We start from the raw sequence: 14,234 nt of genomic DNA, 5'->3' as shown, positions 1-14,234 counted from the left end.
CACCTTAGTGGGAGGACCAGCGATGACCAGCACCATCGACCAGCAGAACGAGATCCGCGCGCTGATCGCGGACCAGGCGGCCGCGATCCGGGCCGGGGACGCCGAAGCGGTGGTCGCCCGGTACGCGCCGGACATCGTCGCGTTCACGCTCGCGCCGCCGCTGCTGCACGGCCCGGCCGAAACCCGGGATCCGGAGACCCTGCGCGGCTGGTTCGCCGGGTTCTCCGGCCCCGTCGACTACGAGGTTCGCGACCTGCACGTCACCGTGGGCGGCGACGTCGCCTACGCGCACAGCCTGAACCGGCTCACCGCCGTCCCGGCCGGTCAGCCGGAGCCGTTCACCCTGTGGTTCCGGTCGACGGTGTGCCTCCGCCGCGAGGGCGACCGGTGGCTCATCACGCACCAGCACCAGTCCACGCCGTTCCACATGGACGGCACCTTCGCCGCGGCCCTGGACCTGCAGCCCTAGAGGAACTCGCCGACCAGCCAGGACACCAGGGACAGCGACCCCATCGACACCAGGGTCGACACGAGCACGCAGTCGCGCACGAACCGGCTGTCCAGGGCGTACTGGCTGGTCGCGATGAAGATGTTCTGCGCGGTGGGCAGCCCGGCGCACACGGTCACGATCATCAGCACCGGGTGCGGCAGGCCGAGCAGCAGCCCGATGCCGAGGGTGATGGCGGGCTGGGCGACCAGCTTCAGCCCGACCACCGTCGCCATCTCGGCGCGCCGCGTCCCCACCGGCTCGCGGGAGCCACCGGAGGTCAGCGACATGCCCAGCACCAGCAGGGCGGTGCCCACCCCGGCCGAGGCGATCAGGTGCAGCGGCTGCGCCACCAGCTGCGGCAGGTGGAGCCCGCTCGCCCGGAACAGGATCCCGGTCAGCGACGCGGCGATCACCGGGGTGCGCACCGGCAGCATCAGCAGCGTCCGCCACCGCGAGCGGCCCGGCTCCCGCGAGTCGGTCTCCAGCAGCGCCAGCAGGGCGGGCATCAGCACCAGCGTCTGCAGCAGGATCACCACGATGATGAACGCGGAGTCCCCGAACAGCTGCAGCAGCACCGGGATGCCGAGGTTGCCGGCGTTGGCGTAGCAGGAGGCCATCCCGCTGACCGCCCACTCCGACAGCTTGCGCCGGAACACCCACTTGCCGAGCGCGAACCCGATCGCGCCCACCACGACGGTACCGAGCAGGAACGCGACCACACCCGGGTTGAGCAGGGCGGTCAGCGGCGTGTCCTGCATCGTGGTGAACAGGACCGCGGGCATCGCCACCACGAAGACGTACTTCGTCAGCGCCGCCTCGGCGCCCTCGCCCAGCACGCGGAACCGGCCGAGCAGGTATCCCAGTCCGGTCAGTGCCCAGATCGGCGCGAACGCCGGCAGGACACCGCCGGTCAAAGCCGGCAGGAGCGGATGTCGGAGGCGAGGACCGCCTTCGCGCCCACCTCGGCGAGCTCGTCCATGATCTGGTTGACCTTCTTGCGCGGCACCATCGCCCGCACCGCAACCCAGTCCGGGTCGGCCAGCGGCGCGACCGTCGGCGACTCCAGGCCCGGCGTGATCGCGACCGCCCGGTCCAGCAGCGTCCGCGGGCAGTCGTAGTCGAGCATCATGTACTGCTGCGCGAACACCACGCCCTGCAGGCGCGCGGTCAGCTGCGCCTTCGCCTTGGCCGCGTCGCTGCCGGCGCGCTGCACCAGCACCGCCTCGGACACGCAGATCGGGTCGCCGAACGCGACCAGGTTGTGCTGCCGCAGGGTCCGGCCGGAGCCGACCACGTCGGCGATCGCGTCGGCGACGCCGAGCTGGATCGAGATCTCCACCGCGCCGTCGAGCCGGATCACCTCGGCCTCGACCCCCTGGCGGGCCAGGTCGTCGCGCACCAGCCGCGGGTAGGAGGTGGCCAGCCGCTTGCCGTGCAGGTCGGCCGGCTTCCAGTCCTGCCCGGCCGGGGCCGCGTAGCGGAAGGTGGAGCCGCCGAAGCCCAGCGCCAGCACCTCCTCGACCGGGGCGCCGGAGTCCAGGGCCAGGTCGCGGCCGGTGATGCCCAGGTCCAGCTCGCCCGAGCCGACGTAGATCGGGATGTCCTTGGGGCGCAGGAAGAAGAACTCGACCTCGTTGTTCGGGTCGAGCACGGTCAGGTCGCGCTGCTCATGCCGCTGGCGGTAACCGGCCTCGCCGAGCATCTCCGACGCCGGCCCGGCCAGCGCTCCCTTGTTCGGCACCGCAACCCGCAGCATGCCCTCACTCCTCGATCGTTCTCCGGTCCCGCTACAGGTAGCGGTACACGTCCTCGGTGGTCAGCCCGCGACCGAGCATCAGCACCTGAACCCGGTACAGCAGCTGGGAGATCTCCTCGGCCAGCCGGTCGTCGGACTCGTGCTCGGCGGCGATCCAGACCTCACCGGCCTCCTCGAGCACCTTCTTGCCCTGGGCGTGCACGCCGGCGTCCAGCGCCTCGACCGTGCCCGATCCCTCGGGCCGGGTGCGGGCCCGGTCGGTGAGCTCGGCGAACAGCTCGTCGAAGGTCTTCACGGTCTGTAGATCCTTCCATCCGGCCCGCACCGCATCCGATCCGGGCCGCCGCTGCTGACGGCGGCGTCACACCAGGGCGCGCAGCGCGTCCGCGTCGACGCCGGTGAGCGAGGTGCGGAACACCCGCCGCGGCCCCGGTGCGACGGTCACGTCGTTGGGCACGACCAGCACGACGCACCCCGCGGCGGCGGCCGACACGGTGCCCGGCGGGGAGTCCTCGACGGCCACGCAGCGTGCCGGGTCCACCCCGAGCAGCCGCGCCGCGCGCAGGTACGGCTCCGGGTGCGGCTTGTTCAGCCCGTCCACCTCGTCCCCGCAGACGGTGACGTCGAAGAACTCCCGCCCGATCGTGTCCAGCGCCAGCTCGGTCAGCGACCGCTCGGTGGAGGTGACCAGCGCCGACGGGATCCCGGCGCGGCGCACCGCGGTCAGCGCCTCGCGGGCGCCCGGCCGCCAGGGCAGCTCGTCGGCGAACAGGTTCGCGGTCCGGTCGCGGATCCACGCGCCGGTGTCCGCGATCGCCGCGGCGGCCGGCTCGTGCCCGGTCACGGCCAGCAGGTAGCCCGCGGTGGCGTCCATGTTGGACCCGACGAGCGTGAGCCGCTGTTCGGTGGTGAGCGTGCCGCCCAGCCACTCGGCGCACTCGTACAACGCCACGTCCCACAGCTTCTCCGAGTCGACGAGCGTGCCGTCCATGTCCCAGAGCACGGCAGCCAGGCCGTCCGTCAAGTGGTTCTCCCTCTGCTCAGGTGTTGAAGTACTTGGCCTCGGGGTGGTGGGCCACGATCGCGTCGGTGGACTGCTCGGGGTGCAGCTGGAACTCCTCGGACAGCTTCACGCCGATGCGCTCGGCGTCGAGCAGCTCCACGATCGTCGCGCGGTCCTCCAGGTTCGGGCAGGCGCCGTAGCCGAAGGAGAAACGGGCGCCGCGGTAGCCCAGCTTGAAGAAGTCCTCCAGCTCGCGCGGGTCCTCGTCGGCGACCGCCCGGCCGCTGGTGAAGTGCAGCTCCTGCCGGACGCGGCGGTGCCAGTACTCGGCCAGCGCCTCGGTCAGCTGCACGCCCAGCCCGTGCACCTCCAGGTAGTCGCGGTAGGCGTCGTTCGCGAACAGCTCGTTGGCGTAGTCGGCGATCGGCTGGCCCATGGTGACCAGGGTCAGCGGCAGCACGTCCACCTCGCCGGTGGAGCGGGGCCGGAAGAAGTCGGCCAGGCACAGGTAGCGGTCGCGGGTCTGGCGCGGGAAGGTGAACCGGGCCCGCTCGGGCGCGTCGGCGTGCGCCTCGGTCAGCACCACCAGGTCGTTGCCCTCGGCGACGGCCGGGAAGTAGCCGTACACGACGGCGGCGTGCTGCAGCACCCCGTCGGTGGCCAGCCGGTCCAGCCAGTACCGCAGCCGCGGGCGGCCCTCGGTCTCCACCAGCTGCTCGTAGCTGGGCCCCTGCCCGCCGCGGGCGCCACGCAGGCCCCACTGGCCGAGGAAGGTGGCCCGCTCGTCGAGCAGGGCGGCGTACTCGGCGACCGGGATGCCCTTCACCACGCGGGTGCCCCAGAACGGCGGCACGGGCACGGGCACATCGGTCGCGACATCGGAACGGGCGGGAATCGGGGCCTCCGGCTCTCGGGCGGACTTGCGGGCTTCGGCGATGCGCAGGGACCGCTCGCGGCGGGCCTTGCGCTCCGCTCTCTTCGCCGCCTCCTCCGCGCTGATCTCCGGCGCCCGCCCGTGCTTGGCGGCCATGATCGTGTCCATCAGCCGCAGGCCCTCGAACGCGTCCCGCGCGTAGCGGACGTCGCCGTGGTACAGCTCGGCCAGGTCGTTCTCCACGTAGGTGCGGGTCAGGGCCGCGCCGCCGAGCAGGACCGGCCAGCGCTGGGCGACCCCGCGGGAGTTCATCTCCTCCAGGTTCTCCTTCATGATCACCGTGGACTTGACCAGCAGCCCGGACATGCCGATCGCGTCCGCGCCGTGCTCGTCGGCGGCCTCCAGGATCGCGTTCACGGGCTGCTTGATACCCAGGTTGATCACGTCGTACCCGTTGTTGGACAGGATGATGTCCACCAGGTTCTTGCCGATGTCGTGCACGTCGCCCTTGACCGTGGCGAGCACGATCCGGCCCTTGCCCGAGGAATCCGTTTTGTCCATGTGTGGTTCGAGGTAGGCCACCGCGGTCTTCATCACCTCCGCGGACTGCAGCACGAACGGCAGCTGCATCTGGCCGGACCCGAACAGCTCGCCGACGGTCTTCATGCCGGACAGCAGGGTGTCGTTGACGATGTCCAGCGCCGGCTTCTCCGCCAGGGCCGCGTCGAGATCGGCCTCCAGCCCGGTGCGCTCGCCGTCGACGATGCGCCGTTCCAGCCGCTCGAACAGCGGCAGCGCGGCCAGCTCCTCGGCGCGGGAGGCGCGGCTGGAGGCGGCCGACACGCCCTCGAACAACGACATCAGCTTCTGCAGCGGGTCGTAGCCGTCGCGGCGCCGGTCGTAGACCAGGTCGAGCGCGACCACGCGCTGCTCGTCCGGGATCCGCGCCATCGGCAGGATCTTCGAGGCGTGCACGATCGCGGTGGTCAGCCCGGCCTCGACGCACTCGTGCAGGAACACCGAGTTGAGCACCTGGCGCGCGGCCGCGTTCAGTCCGAAGGAGACGTTGGAGATGCCCAGCGTCGTCTGCACCTCCGGGTAGCGGCGCTTGAGCTCGCGGATGGCCTCGATGGTCTCCAGCGCGTCGCGGCGGGTCTCCTCCTGCCCGGTGGTGATCGGGAAGGTCAGGCAGTCGACGATGATGTCGCTGACCCGCATGCCCCAGTTGGTGACCAGGTCCTCGATCGTGCGGGTGGCGACGCGGACCTTCCACTCGGCGGTGCGGGCCTGGCCCTCCTCGTCGATGCACATCACCACGACCGCGGCGCCGTGCTCGGACACCAGCCGCATGATCTTGGTGAAGCGCGAGTCCGGGCCGTCGCCGTCCTCGTAGTTGACGCTGTTGACCACGCACCGGCCGCCCAGCCGCTCCAGCCCCGCCTGCAGCACCGCCGGTTCGGTGGAGTCGAGCATGATCGGCAGCGTGGACGCGGTCGCCAGCCGCCCGGCCAGCTCGGCCATGTCGGCGGCGCCGTCCCGGCCCACGTAGTCCACGCACAGGTCCAGCAGGTGCGCGCCGTCGCGGGTCTGCTCGCGCGCGATCTCCACGCAGTCCTCGTAGCGGCCGTCGAGCATGGCCTCGCGGAACTTCTTGGAGCCGTTGGCGTTGGTGCGCTCCCCCACCATCAGCACCGAGGCGTCCTGCTCGAACGGCACCGCCTGGTACAGCGAGGACACGCCCGGCTCGTGCCGCGGGCGGCGGGGCGCGCGCTCGGCGTCGCGCACCGCCTCGGCCAGCTGCCGGATGTGCTCGCCGGTGGTGCCGCAGCAGCCGCCCACCAGGCCCACGCCGAACTCGCGCACGAACCCGGACAGCGCCTCGGCCAGACCCTCGGGCGAGAGCGGGTACACCGCGCCGTCCGGTCCCAGCTCGGGCAGGCCCGCGTTGGGCATCACCGACAGCGGCACCCGCGCCGACTTCGACAGCGTGCGCAGGTGCTCGCTCATCTCCGCCGGCCCGGTCGCGCAGTTCAGCCCGATCACGTCGATGCCCAGCGGCTCCAGCGCGGCCAGCGCGGCGGCGACCTCGGTGCCCAGCAGCATCGTGCCGGTCGTCTCCACCGTGATGGACGCGATCACCGGCACCTCGCGGCCGGCGGCCCGCATCGCCCGGCGTGCGCCCAGGATCGCGGCCTTGGTCTGCAGCAGGTCCTGCGAGGTCTCGACCAGCACCGCGTCGACCCCGCCGTGCAGCAGACCGGTGACCTGCTCGGCGTAGGCGTCCCGCAGCCGCGCGTAGGGGGCGTGGCCCAGGGTGGGCAGCTTGGTGCCCGGGCCGACCGAGCCCAGCACGAACCGCGGCCGGTCGGCCGTGGCGTAGGAGTCGGCGGTCTCCCGCGCCAGCCGCGCCCCGGCCTCGGCCAGCTCGGTGATGCGGTCGGCGATCCCGTACTCCCCCAGGTTCGCCAGGTTCGCGCCGAAGGTGTTCGTCTCCACCGCGTCCGCGCCGGCCTCCAGGTAGGTGCGGTGGATGCCCCGCACCACGTCCGGGCGCGTCACGTTCAGGATCTCGTTGCAGCCCTCCAGGCCGGCGAAGTCGTCCAGGGACAACTCGTGCGCCTGCAGCGCGGTGCCCATCGCGCCGTCCGCCACGACCACACGGGCGGCGAGGGCGTCCAGCAGCGGTGACGAGAAACGATCGGACATGACACCAGGCTACGGTCTCGTCACCGCCCGGCGGGTCGTAGGCTGGGTGGGTGAGTGACCCAGCCGACGCGATCCCGCAGCCCGAGCAGTCCGTCCCCGGGGGCGCCACGTCCCGGGAACGGGTCATGGTCGTCGCCTTCGAAGGCTGGAACGACGCAGGTGACGCGGCCAGCACCGCCCTGGAGCACCTCCAGCTCAGCTGGGACGCCAAGCCCCTCGCGGAGCTGGAGCCGGACGACTACTACGACTTCCAGGTCAGCCGCCCGACGGTGCGGATGGTGGACGGCGTCACCCGGCGGGTGGAATGGCCGACCACGCGCCTGTCCATCTGCCACCCGCCCGGCTACGACCAGGACATCGTGCTGGTGACCGGCCCGGAACCGAACATGCGGTGGCGCGCCTTCTGCCGCGAGCTGCTCGGCCACATCGAGGAGCTGGGCGTGTCCACCGTGGTCACGCTCGGCGCCCTGCTGGCCGACACCGCCCACACCCGCCCGGTCCCGGTCACCGGCACCGCCTACGACCCGGAGGCCGCGGCGCGGTTCGGGCTGGAACGCAGCCGCTACCAGGGCCCCACCGGCATCGTCGGGATCCTGCAGGACGCGTGCGTGCAGGCGGGCATCCCGGCGATCTCCATCTGGGCCGCGGTGCCGCACTACGTGTCGCACCCGCCCTCGCCGAAGGCGACGCTGGCGCTGCTGCACAAGCTCGAAGACGTCCTGGACGTCGAGGTGCCGCTGGGCGCGCTGCCCGAGCAGGCCGAGGAGTGGCAGCAGACGGTCAGCGAGATGGCCGAGGAGGACGAGGAGATCGCCGAGTACGTCCGCTCGCTGGAGGAGCGCGGCGACGCCGAAACGGCGATCACCCTGGAGGAGTCCAGCGGCGAGAAGATCGCCGCCGAGTTCGAGCGCTACCTGCGCCGGCGCCGTCCGGGCGCGGAGGGGCCGGGACCGGCAGGCCGGTGAGCGGCGGCCTCGCCCGCGTCGCCCTCTACGTCGGTGGCCTCCTCGGCCCGTTCGGGGGCGGGGTGGTGTCGTCGATGCTGCCCGAGCTGTCGGCGAGCTTCGGCGTGTCGCCCGCGACCGCGGCGTCCTCGCTGACCGCGTACCTGCTGCCGTTCGCGCTGGTGATGCTCGTGTCCGGCACCTACGGCGCGCGGTGGGGGCCGGTCCGCACGATCCGGATCGCCTACGCCGGTTACGTCCTGGCGGCGGCGCTGGCCGCGCTGGTGCCGTGGTTCTGGCTGTTCCAGGTCACCCGCGGGCTGCAGGGCGTGGCCAACGCGTTCACCACCCCGCTGCTGCTGACCAAGCTCGCGGCGATCACCCCGGCGGACCGGCTCGGCCGCGCGCTCGGCGCGTTCGGCGCGATGCAGGCGCTCGGGCAGACCTCGGCGCCCCTGGTCGGCGGGCTGGCCGCGGAGGGCGACTGGCGGTGGGCGTTCGCCGGGATCGCGGTGGTCGCGCTGGTGCTGGCGGCGGCCCCGCTGCCGCCGGACCACTCAGCGGCCGAGCCGGGATCGCGGCTGCGGGACGCGTTCCGGCCGGTCGTGCTGTGGGCCGGGGGCGTGGTGTTCCTGGCCTGGGCGTGCCTGGCCGGGTTGCCGTTCCTGGTGGCGTTCCGGATCGACGACCTGTTCGCCCTCACCCCGGGTGTGCGCGGGCTGGTGCTGACCGCGTACGGGATCGCCGGGTTCGTCGCCGCTCGGCTGGTCGGCGCCGCGTCGGACCGGTTCGGGCCGCGGGTGGCGCTGGCCGCCGGGCTGCTGCTCGGCGCGGCCGCGATGGCCTCGATCGGGCTGTTCCCGTCGCTGCCCGCGGTGACCAGCGCGTGGGCCGTCGGCGGGGTGTGCGGCCAGCTGGTGCTGGTCGGGATCAACGCGACGGTGCTCGGCGGGGCGGGCGGCGGGCGCAGCGGCGCGATCTCGGTGGTCACCGCGCTGCGGTTCCTCGGGATGTCCGCCTCCCCCGCCGTGTTCACCGGGCTCTACCACGCCAGCCCGGCGCTGAGTTTCCTCGTCGCGGCCGGGGTGCTGGTGGTGACGGTGCCGCTGCTGGCGCTGCGGGCGCGGTCAGAGGATGCGGCGTAGCGGGATCGGGCCGCGGGCGCGCTTGCGCCACTCGCGCGGGTAGCCGAGCGAGACCTCCTCGAAGCGGACGCCGTCGGCCCACGTGGTGCGCGGGATGTGCAGGTGCCCGAACACCGCGACCTCGGCGCGGTAGCGCAGGTGCCAGTCCTCGGTGCGGGTGGTGCCGCACCACAACGCGAACTCCGGCCAGCGCAGGGGCGCGGTCGGGTGGCGGTGCAGCGGCCAGTGCGACAGGAGGACCGTGCCGTGGCCGGCGGGGATGGCGTCCAGGCGCTGCTCGCTGACCTTGAGCCGGTGGGCGCACCAGTCCTGGCGGGTGGGGTGCGGGTCGGGGTGCAGGTAGAACTCGTCGGTGCACACCACGTTCGCCTCGCGGGCCTGGCCGAGCGCCTCGGCCAGGGACACGTCCTCGGCCTGCGGGGTGCGCCAGCTGTAGTCGTAGAGCAGGAACAGCGGGGCGATGGTGAGCGGCCGGCCGGCGTGGGGCCAGACCAGGTACTCGTCCTCGGGGGTGCGGACGCCGAGCTCGCGGCAGCGCTGCACGAGGTGCCGGTAGCGGGCCTCGCCGCGCAGATCGTTGCCGTCCCGGGGGACGGTCCACAGCTCGTGGTTGCCCGGAACCCACACCACCTCGGCGAAGCGCTGCTTGAGGGTGTCCAGGGTGGTGGTGATCGCCTCGATCCTCTCGGCCACGTCGCCGGCCACCAGCAGCCAGTCCTCCGGCGAGTCCGGCCGGATTTCGTCGATCAGCGGCGCGTTGCCGTTGTGGGTGACGTGGAGGTCGCTGGTGGCGTAGAGGTGGGGCACGGCTCCACCGTAGTCATGCGCCGCACCGGCCCTCCCGGTCGGCAAGATCCGGCTGCGAGAAAAAGAGTTGACCGCCCGCGCTAGCCTGGAAGCGCCATGAAGAACTGACATCCCGTCCGACCCGCGTCCGCGGCCAGCCGGCCCGGCGGGTTCCGCCGTCACACTCCGGCCGGTGATGTCCCATGTCTTTGCGCGTTCACGAACTCTCCTTCTCCTACGGCGACCGCGTCGTCTTCGACCGCTTCGACTTCGCCGCCGACCCGGGCCACCGCGTCGGCCTGGTCGGCGAGAACGGCGCCGGCAAGTCCACGCTGCTGAAGCTCCTCGCGGGCCTCGAACGCCCGCACGGCGGCACCGTCCACACCGGACCGGACGTGGGCTTCCTCCACCAGGAACTGCCCTACCCAGCCGGCACCCCGGTGTCCGCGGTCGTCGAGGACGCCCTCGCCGACATCCGCCGCGCGACCCGGCGCCTGGAGCGGCTCACCGAAGCCGTCGCCGACGACCCGTCCGAGGCCACCCTCGCCGAGTACGGCGCGGCGCTGGAGTGGGCCCAGGCGCACGACCTCTGGGACGCCGACCGGCGCGCCGCGATCGTCCTGGACGGCCTCGGGCTGGGCGGAACCGAGCGGCCCGTCGGCGAGCTGTCCGGCGGCCAGCGGTCCCGGCTCGGGCTCGCCGCGCTGCTCATCCGGCAGCCGGCCACGCTGCTGCTGGACGAGCCGACCAACCACCTGGACGACCCGGCGATGGAGTTCCTGGAACGCCACCTCACCGGGCTGTCCGGCACGGTGGTGCTCGCCTCGCACGACCGGGTCTTCCTGGACGCGGTGTGCACGGCGATCGTCGACCTCGACCCGGCGCTGGGCGGGCCGGTGCGCTACGGCGGCGCCTACCGCGACTACCTGGCGCACAAGCGCATCGAACGCGCCCGCTGGGAGCAGCGCTACGCCGGGGAGCAGGCGGAACTGAAGCGGCTGGCCGAATCGGTCACGGTCACCGCGCGCGCCGTCGCCCACGACCGGCCGCCCCGGGACAACGCGAAGATGCTGTACGACTTCAAGACCGGCCGGGTGCAGAAGCAGATTTCCCGGCGGGTCCGCAACGCGCAGCAGCGGCTCGACGAGCTGGCCGCCAACCAGGTGCGCAAACCCCCGCCGCCGCTGCGGTTCGCGGGCGCGCTCACCGCCCCGCCGGGTGAGGACGAGCTGATCCTCTCCGCCCGCGGCATCCGCGTGCCGGGACGGCTGGAGCTGGCCGAGCTGGACGTCACGGCGTCGGCGCGGCTGCTGGTCACCGGCGGCAACGGCGCCGGCAAGTCCACGCTGCTCAGCGTGCTCGCCGGCGGTCTGGCCCCGCACGCCGTGCGGCGCCGGGCGGGCCTGCGGACCGGGATGCTCGCGCAGGACGTCACCCTGCCCGACCCGGCGAAGACCCCGCGGCGGCTCTACGCCGAGGCGGCCGGCCCGGACTCCCCCGAGCTGACCAACCTGGGCCTGATCGCGCCGTGGGACCTCGACCGCCCGGCCGGGGTGCTGTCGGTCGGGCAGCGGCGGCGGCTCGCGCTGGCGATCCTCATCGCCCGGCCCCCGGACCTGCTGCTGCTCGACGAGCCGACCAACCACATCTCGCTCACGCTCGCCGAGGAGCTGTTCGACGCGCTCGGGTCCGCGCCCGGCGCGGTCGTCCTCGCCAGCCACGACCGGTGGCTGCGCCGGGAGTGGGACGGTGCGACCCTGCGGCTGCACCAGGGCCGCACCGTATAGGTCGTTATACGCCGATCAGAGTTCGACGCCCAGCAGCGCGTCGACGGCGACGCGGATCAGGGCGGGCGCGCCCGTGTCGCGCCCGCCCTGCCGCAGCGCCTCGTCGGCCCACGCGTCGACCGCGCGCATCGCGTTGATCGTGTCCAGGTCGTCGGCGAGGTGGTCCCGCAGGCGGGCGATCGTGTCGTCCGCCTCCGGCCCGGACGGCAGCGCCGCGGCCTCGCGCCAGCGGGCCAGCCGCTGCTGGGCGGTGGTGAGCAGGTCGTCGGTCCACGAGCGGTCGCTGCGGTAGTGGCCGGCGAACAGCGCCAGCCGGATCGCGTTGGGGTCGACCCCGTCGGCCCGCAGCCGCGACACGAACACGAGGTTGCCGCGCGACTTGGACATCTTCTCGCCGTTCAGGCCGATCATGCCGCCGTGCACGTAGTGCCGGGCGAACGGGTGCTCACCGGACAGCGCCTCGGCGTGGGCGGCGCTGTACTCGTGGTGCGGGAAGATCAGGTCCGAGCCGCCGCCCTGCACGTCGAAGCCCATGCCGAGCCGGTTGACCGCGATCGCGCTGCACTCGATGTGCCAGCCGGGGCGGCCGGGGCCGAGCTCGGACTCCCAGGACGGCTCACCCGGCCGGGCGGCGCGCCAGAGCAGCGCGTCGAGCGGGTCGCGCTTGCCGGGGCGGTCCGGGTCGCCGCCGCGCTCGGCGAAGAACTTCGCCATGGTCTCGCCGTCGTAGTTCGACTCGTAGCCGAACCGGCCGGTGGCCGAGCGGTCGAAGTAGACGTCCGGGTACTCCGGGTCGTCGGCCCGGTAGGCCGCGCCGTGCGCCAGCAGCTTCGAGATGACCTCGACGATCTCCGGGATGCTCTCCACCGCGCCGACGAACTGCTTCGGCGGCAGCACCCGCAGCGCCTCCATGTCCTCGCGGAACAGGGCGGTCTCCCGCAGGCCGAGCACCACCCAGTCGTCCTGGTCCCGCTCGGCGCGCTCCAGCAGCGGGTCGTCGATGTCGGTCACGTTCTGCACGTAGTGCACCGTGTGACCGCTGTCCCGCCACACCCGGTTGACCAGGTCGAACGCGAGGTAGGTCGCCGCGTGACCGAGGTGCGTGGCGTCGTACGGGGTGATGCCGCAGACGTACATGCGCGCGGTCTTGCCCGGGGCGGTGGGGCGCACCTGCCCGGTGGCGGTGTCGAACAACCGGAGAGGGCGGGGCGTGCCCGGCACGTAGGGCAGCGGCACCGAGGACCAAGTCTTCATACCCCAACCCTAGGTGGCGCCGCGGTGAACCGTCCCGCCCGGTGGGAACGTTTCGCGTCACGAAGCGGTCAGTGACCGCAGTTCGCCGAGCGTGCCGAAGAACGTGTCCTGGTCGCCGGGCAGCGGGCCGGTCACCGCGGACTGCCAGAACTTCGCCGTCCAGCCGCCGGGCACCTCGCCCATCGTCGTGTCGTAGCGGGCCAGCCAGAGGAGGTGGTCGGCGGCGAAGGCGGCGCTGTTCCCGGTGCACGCCGTCCACCAGCGGGCCGTCGTGTAGATGATCGGCGTGTGCCCGGTGCGCCGCTTCAGCTCGGTGCTGAAGTCGCGGATCCACGCGACCATGTCCGCGGGCGGCCTCCCGTAACAGGCGGGAATGCCCGGCGTGTCCTCCAGGTCCAGCGCCGGCGGCAGGGTCATGCCGTCGGCGAACCACTTGCCGTCGTGCGTGTGCAGGTAGGCGGCGTGCTCGGCGCCGCCGGTCTGGTCCGGGCGCGCGTAGTGGTAGGCCGACCGGTACAGCCCGGCGGCCTTCGCGCCGCGGAACTGGGCCAGGAAGTTCGGGTTGGCGTACCCGGCGCCCGCGGTGTCCTTGACGAACACGAACCGCGCGCCGGCCGCCTTCGCCGCGGCGAAGTCCGGCACGCCCTGCGAGGCGCTGATGTCGAACCCGGCCAGGGGCCCCGCGGGCTGCGCGGACGCCACCGCCGGCGCGAACCCGGCCACCAGGGCCGTCACCACCGCCACCACCCGGAAGATCGTTTTCGTAGCCACGCCCGGACCGTAGATCCACTTCCGGGTCATCGCGCGGCGCGTGACCGCATCGGGTGAGTCAGGCGCCCGGGAACGAGGCGGCCCACATCGCCTCCAGGCCGGCCGTCAGCTGCTCCGACGTCGGCGCCCCCTCCGGGTCGAGCAGCCATTGCACCGCCAGCCCGTCGCAGATGGCGATCACGAAGCTGGCCACCGCCTGGCACCGCGGGTCGTCGGGCCGGGAGCCGTCGGCCAGGGACCGGGCGACCAGCTCGGCGACCTTGGCCCGGCACCGGCGGTAGTGCCCGGCGAACTGCTCCCGCAGCGACTCCGTCCGCTCCGCCTGCGCCAGCGCCTCGACGTAGGACAGCAGCAGCGCCCGGCTGGCCGGCAGGCTGTCCAGCATGGCCGCCCACGCGCGCCGCCCGCGCTCGATCGGCGGGACCGCCGGTTCGGCCATCGCGATCGAGGCCAGCTTGTCGGTCCACTCCTCGAACACCTCGCCGATCGCGGCGTTGAGCAGGCCCGCCTTGGACCCGAAGTGGTACCCGATCGAGTGCAGGTTGGTGTCCGAGGCCGCGACCAGGTCCCGCGCCGTGATGTGCGCGTACCCCTTCTCCTCCAGCAGCCGCCGCGCGGCGGCGAGCAGCTCTTCCCGGTGTCCCACACCCGGCACCCTAGCTGGACACCCGGATTACACGTGCGTATAAATGAGGCACCGGTCACGTCGAGGAGGTCG

13 protein-coding genes are annotated in these 14,234 nt (G+C 73.0%); 4 read left to right on the top strand and 9 right to left on the bottom strand.

Annotation, left to right across the window (positions count from 1 at the left end):
• Window positions 1–22 precede the first annotated feature (22 nt).
• The gene (locus D0D28_RS00135; RefSeq protein ID WP_094002908.1) at window positions 23–469 is read left to right on the top strand and encodes a YybH family protein; all 447 of its coding nucleotides are present in this window, start codon (window positions 23–25) and stop codon (window positions 467–469) included.
• Here D0D28_RS00135 and D0D28_RS00130 read toward each other — a convergent pair.
• The 5 genes from D0D28_RS00130 to metH form a co-directional block, all read right to left on the bottom strand.
• On the bottom strand, window positions 466–1,404 hold the full coding sequence (locus D0D28_RS00130) for an AEC family transporter (protein ID WP_094002907.1): 939 nt from the start codon (window positions 1,402–1,404) through the stop codon (window positions 466–468). The genes D0D28_RS00135 and D0D28_RS00130 overlap by 4 nt on opposite strands.
• Window positions 1,401–2,246 (bottom strand): ATP phosphoribosyltransferase, encoded by an 846-nt coding sequence (gene hisG / locus D0D28_RS00125; RefSeq protein WP_094002906.1) that lies wholly within the window; start codon window positions 2,244–2,246, stop codon window positions 1,401–1,403. The genes D0D28_RS00130 and hisG overlap by 4 nt, the downstream gene beginning before the upstream one ends.
• A gap of 31 nt (window positions 2,247–2,277) precedes the next feature.
• Window positions 2,278–2,541, bottom strand: a complete 264-nt coding sequence (locus D0D28_RS00120) for a phosphoribosyl-ATP diphosphatase (RefSeq protein ID WP_094002905.1) — start codon at window positions 2,539–2,541, stop codon at window positions 2,278–2,280.
• A gap of 66 nt (window positions 2,542–2,607) precedes the next feature.
• Window positions 2,608–3,270, bottom strand: a complete 663-nt coding sequence (locus tag D0D28_RS00115) for an HAD family hydrolase (protein ID WP_116109070.1) — start codon at window positions 3,268–3,270, stop codon at window positions 2,608–2,610.
• A gap of 16 nt (window positions 3,271–3,286) precedes the next feature.
• Complete coding sequence (gene metH / locus D0D28_RS00110) at window positions 3,287–6,829, bottom strand: methionine synthase (RefSeq protein WP_116109068.1); 3,543 nt, start codon at window positions 6,827–6,829, stop codon at window positions 3,287–3,289.
• A gap of 50 nt (window positions 6,830–6,879) precedes the next feature.
• On the opposite strand from metH, the gene D0D28_RS00105 reads away from it, so the two are divergent.
• On the top strand, window positions 6,880–7,794 hold the full coding sequence (locus tag D0D28_RS00105) for a PAC2 family protein (protein ID WP_094002902.1): 915 nt from the start codon (window positions 6,880–6,882) through the stop codon (window positions 7,792–7,794).
• Window positions 7,791–8,918, top strand: coding sequence for an MFS transporter (locus D0D28_RS00100; RefSeq protein ID WP_116109065.1), 1,128 nt, complete (start codon window positions 7,791–7,793; stop codon window positions 8,916–8,918). The genes D0D28_RS00105 and D0D28_RS00100 overlap by 4 nt, the downstream gene beginning before the upstream one ends.
• Here D0D28_RS00100 and D0D28_RS00095 read toward each other — a convergent pair.
• Window positions 8,901–9,725, bottom strand: a complete 825-nt coding sequence (locus D0D28_RS00095; RefSeq protein ID WP_094002900.1) for a metallophosphoesterase family protein — start codon at window positions 9,723–9,725, stop codon at window positions 8,901–8,903. The two genes, D0D28_RS00100 and D0D28_RS00095, sit on opposite strands and share 18 nt — an antisense overlap.
• A 182-nt stretch (window positions 9,726–9,907) precedes the next feature.
• Between D0D28_RS00095 and D0D28_RS00085 the strand changes: the two genes are divergently transcribed.
• Window positions 9,908–11,491 carry an ABC-F family ATP-binding cassette domain-containing protein gene (locus D0D28_RS00085; protein WP_116109062.1) on the top strand — a complete coding sequence of 528 codons (1,584 nt, stop codon included), beginning with the start codon at window positions 9,908–9,910 and terminating at the stop codon, window positions 11,489–11,491.
• Window positions 11,492–11,506: 15 nt separating this feature from the next.
• On the opposite strand, the gene mshC is transcribed toward D0D28_RS00085, so the two are convergent.
• From mshC to D0D28_RS00070, 3 genes are read right to left on the bottom strand one after another with little or no spacing between them, the layout of a single operon-like run.
• Complete coding sequence (gene mshC / locus D0D28_RS00080) at window positions 11,507–12,745, bottom strand: cysteine--1-D-myo-inosityl 2-amino-2-deoxy-alpha-D-glucopyranoside ligase (RefSeq protein WP_116109060.1); 1,239 nt, start codon at window positions 12,743–12,745, stop codon at window positions 11,507–11,509.
• Window positions 12,746–12,802: 57 nt separating this feature from the next.
• On the bottom strand, window positions 12,803–13,516 hold the full coding sequence (locus tag D0D28_RS00075; protein ID WP_240323025.1) for a GH25 family lysozyme: 714 nt from the start codon (window positions 13,514–13,516) through the stop codon (window positions 12,803–12,805).
• A 58-nt stretch (window positions 13,517–13,574) separates the two neighbouring features.
• The gene (locus D0D28_RS00070; RefSeq protein WP_094002897.1) at window positions 13,575–14,162 is read right to left on the bottom strand and encodes a TetR/AcrR family transcriptional regulator; all 588 of its coding nucleotides are present in this window, start codon (window positions 14,160–14,162) and stop codon (window positions 13,575–13,577) included.
• Window positions 14,163–14,234: the final 72 nt, after the last annotated feature.

This window comes from Amycolatopsis ruanii, assembly GCF_003385175.1.
GTDB classification, from domain to species: Bacteria; Actinomycetota; Actinomycetes; order Mycobacteriales; family Pseudonocardiaceae; genus Amycolatopsis_E; species Amycolatopsis_E thermalba.
This window is presented reverse-complemented; position numbering and strand designations above follow the sequence as displayed.

What these genes read in the sequence shown, in the direction of transcription:
- D0D28_RS00135 (WP_094002908.1), top strand. Translation starts at nt 23, where the DNA reads ATGACCAGCACCATCGACCAGCAGAACGAGATCCGCGCGCTGATCGCG.
- hisG (WP_094002906.1), bottom strand. Translation starts at nt 2,246, where the DNA reads ATGCTGCGGGTTGCGGTGCCGAACAAGGGAGCGCTGGCCGGGCCGGCG.
- metH (WP_116109068.1), bottom strand. Translation starts at nt 6,829, where the DNA reads ATGTCCGATCGTTTCTCGTCACCGCTGCTGGACGCCCTCGCCGCCCGT.
- D0D28_RS00085 (WP_116109062.1), top strand. Translation starts at nt 9,908, where the DNA reads ATGTCTTTGCGCGTTCACGAACTCTCCTTCTCCTACGGCGACCGCGTC.
- mshC (WP_116109060.1), bottom strand. Translation starts at nt 12,745, where the DNA reads ATGAAGACTTGGTCCTCGGTGCCGCTGCCCTACGTGCCGGGCACGCCC.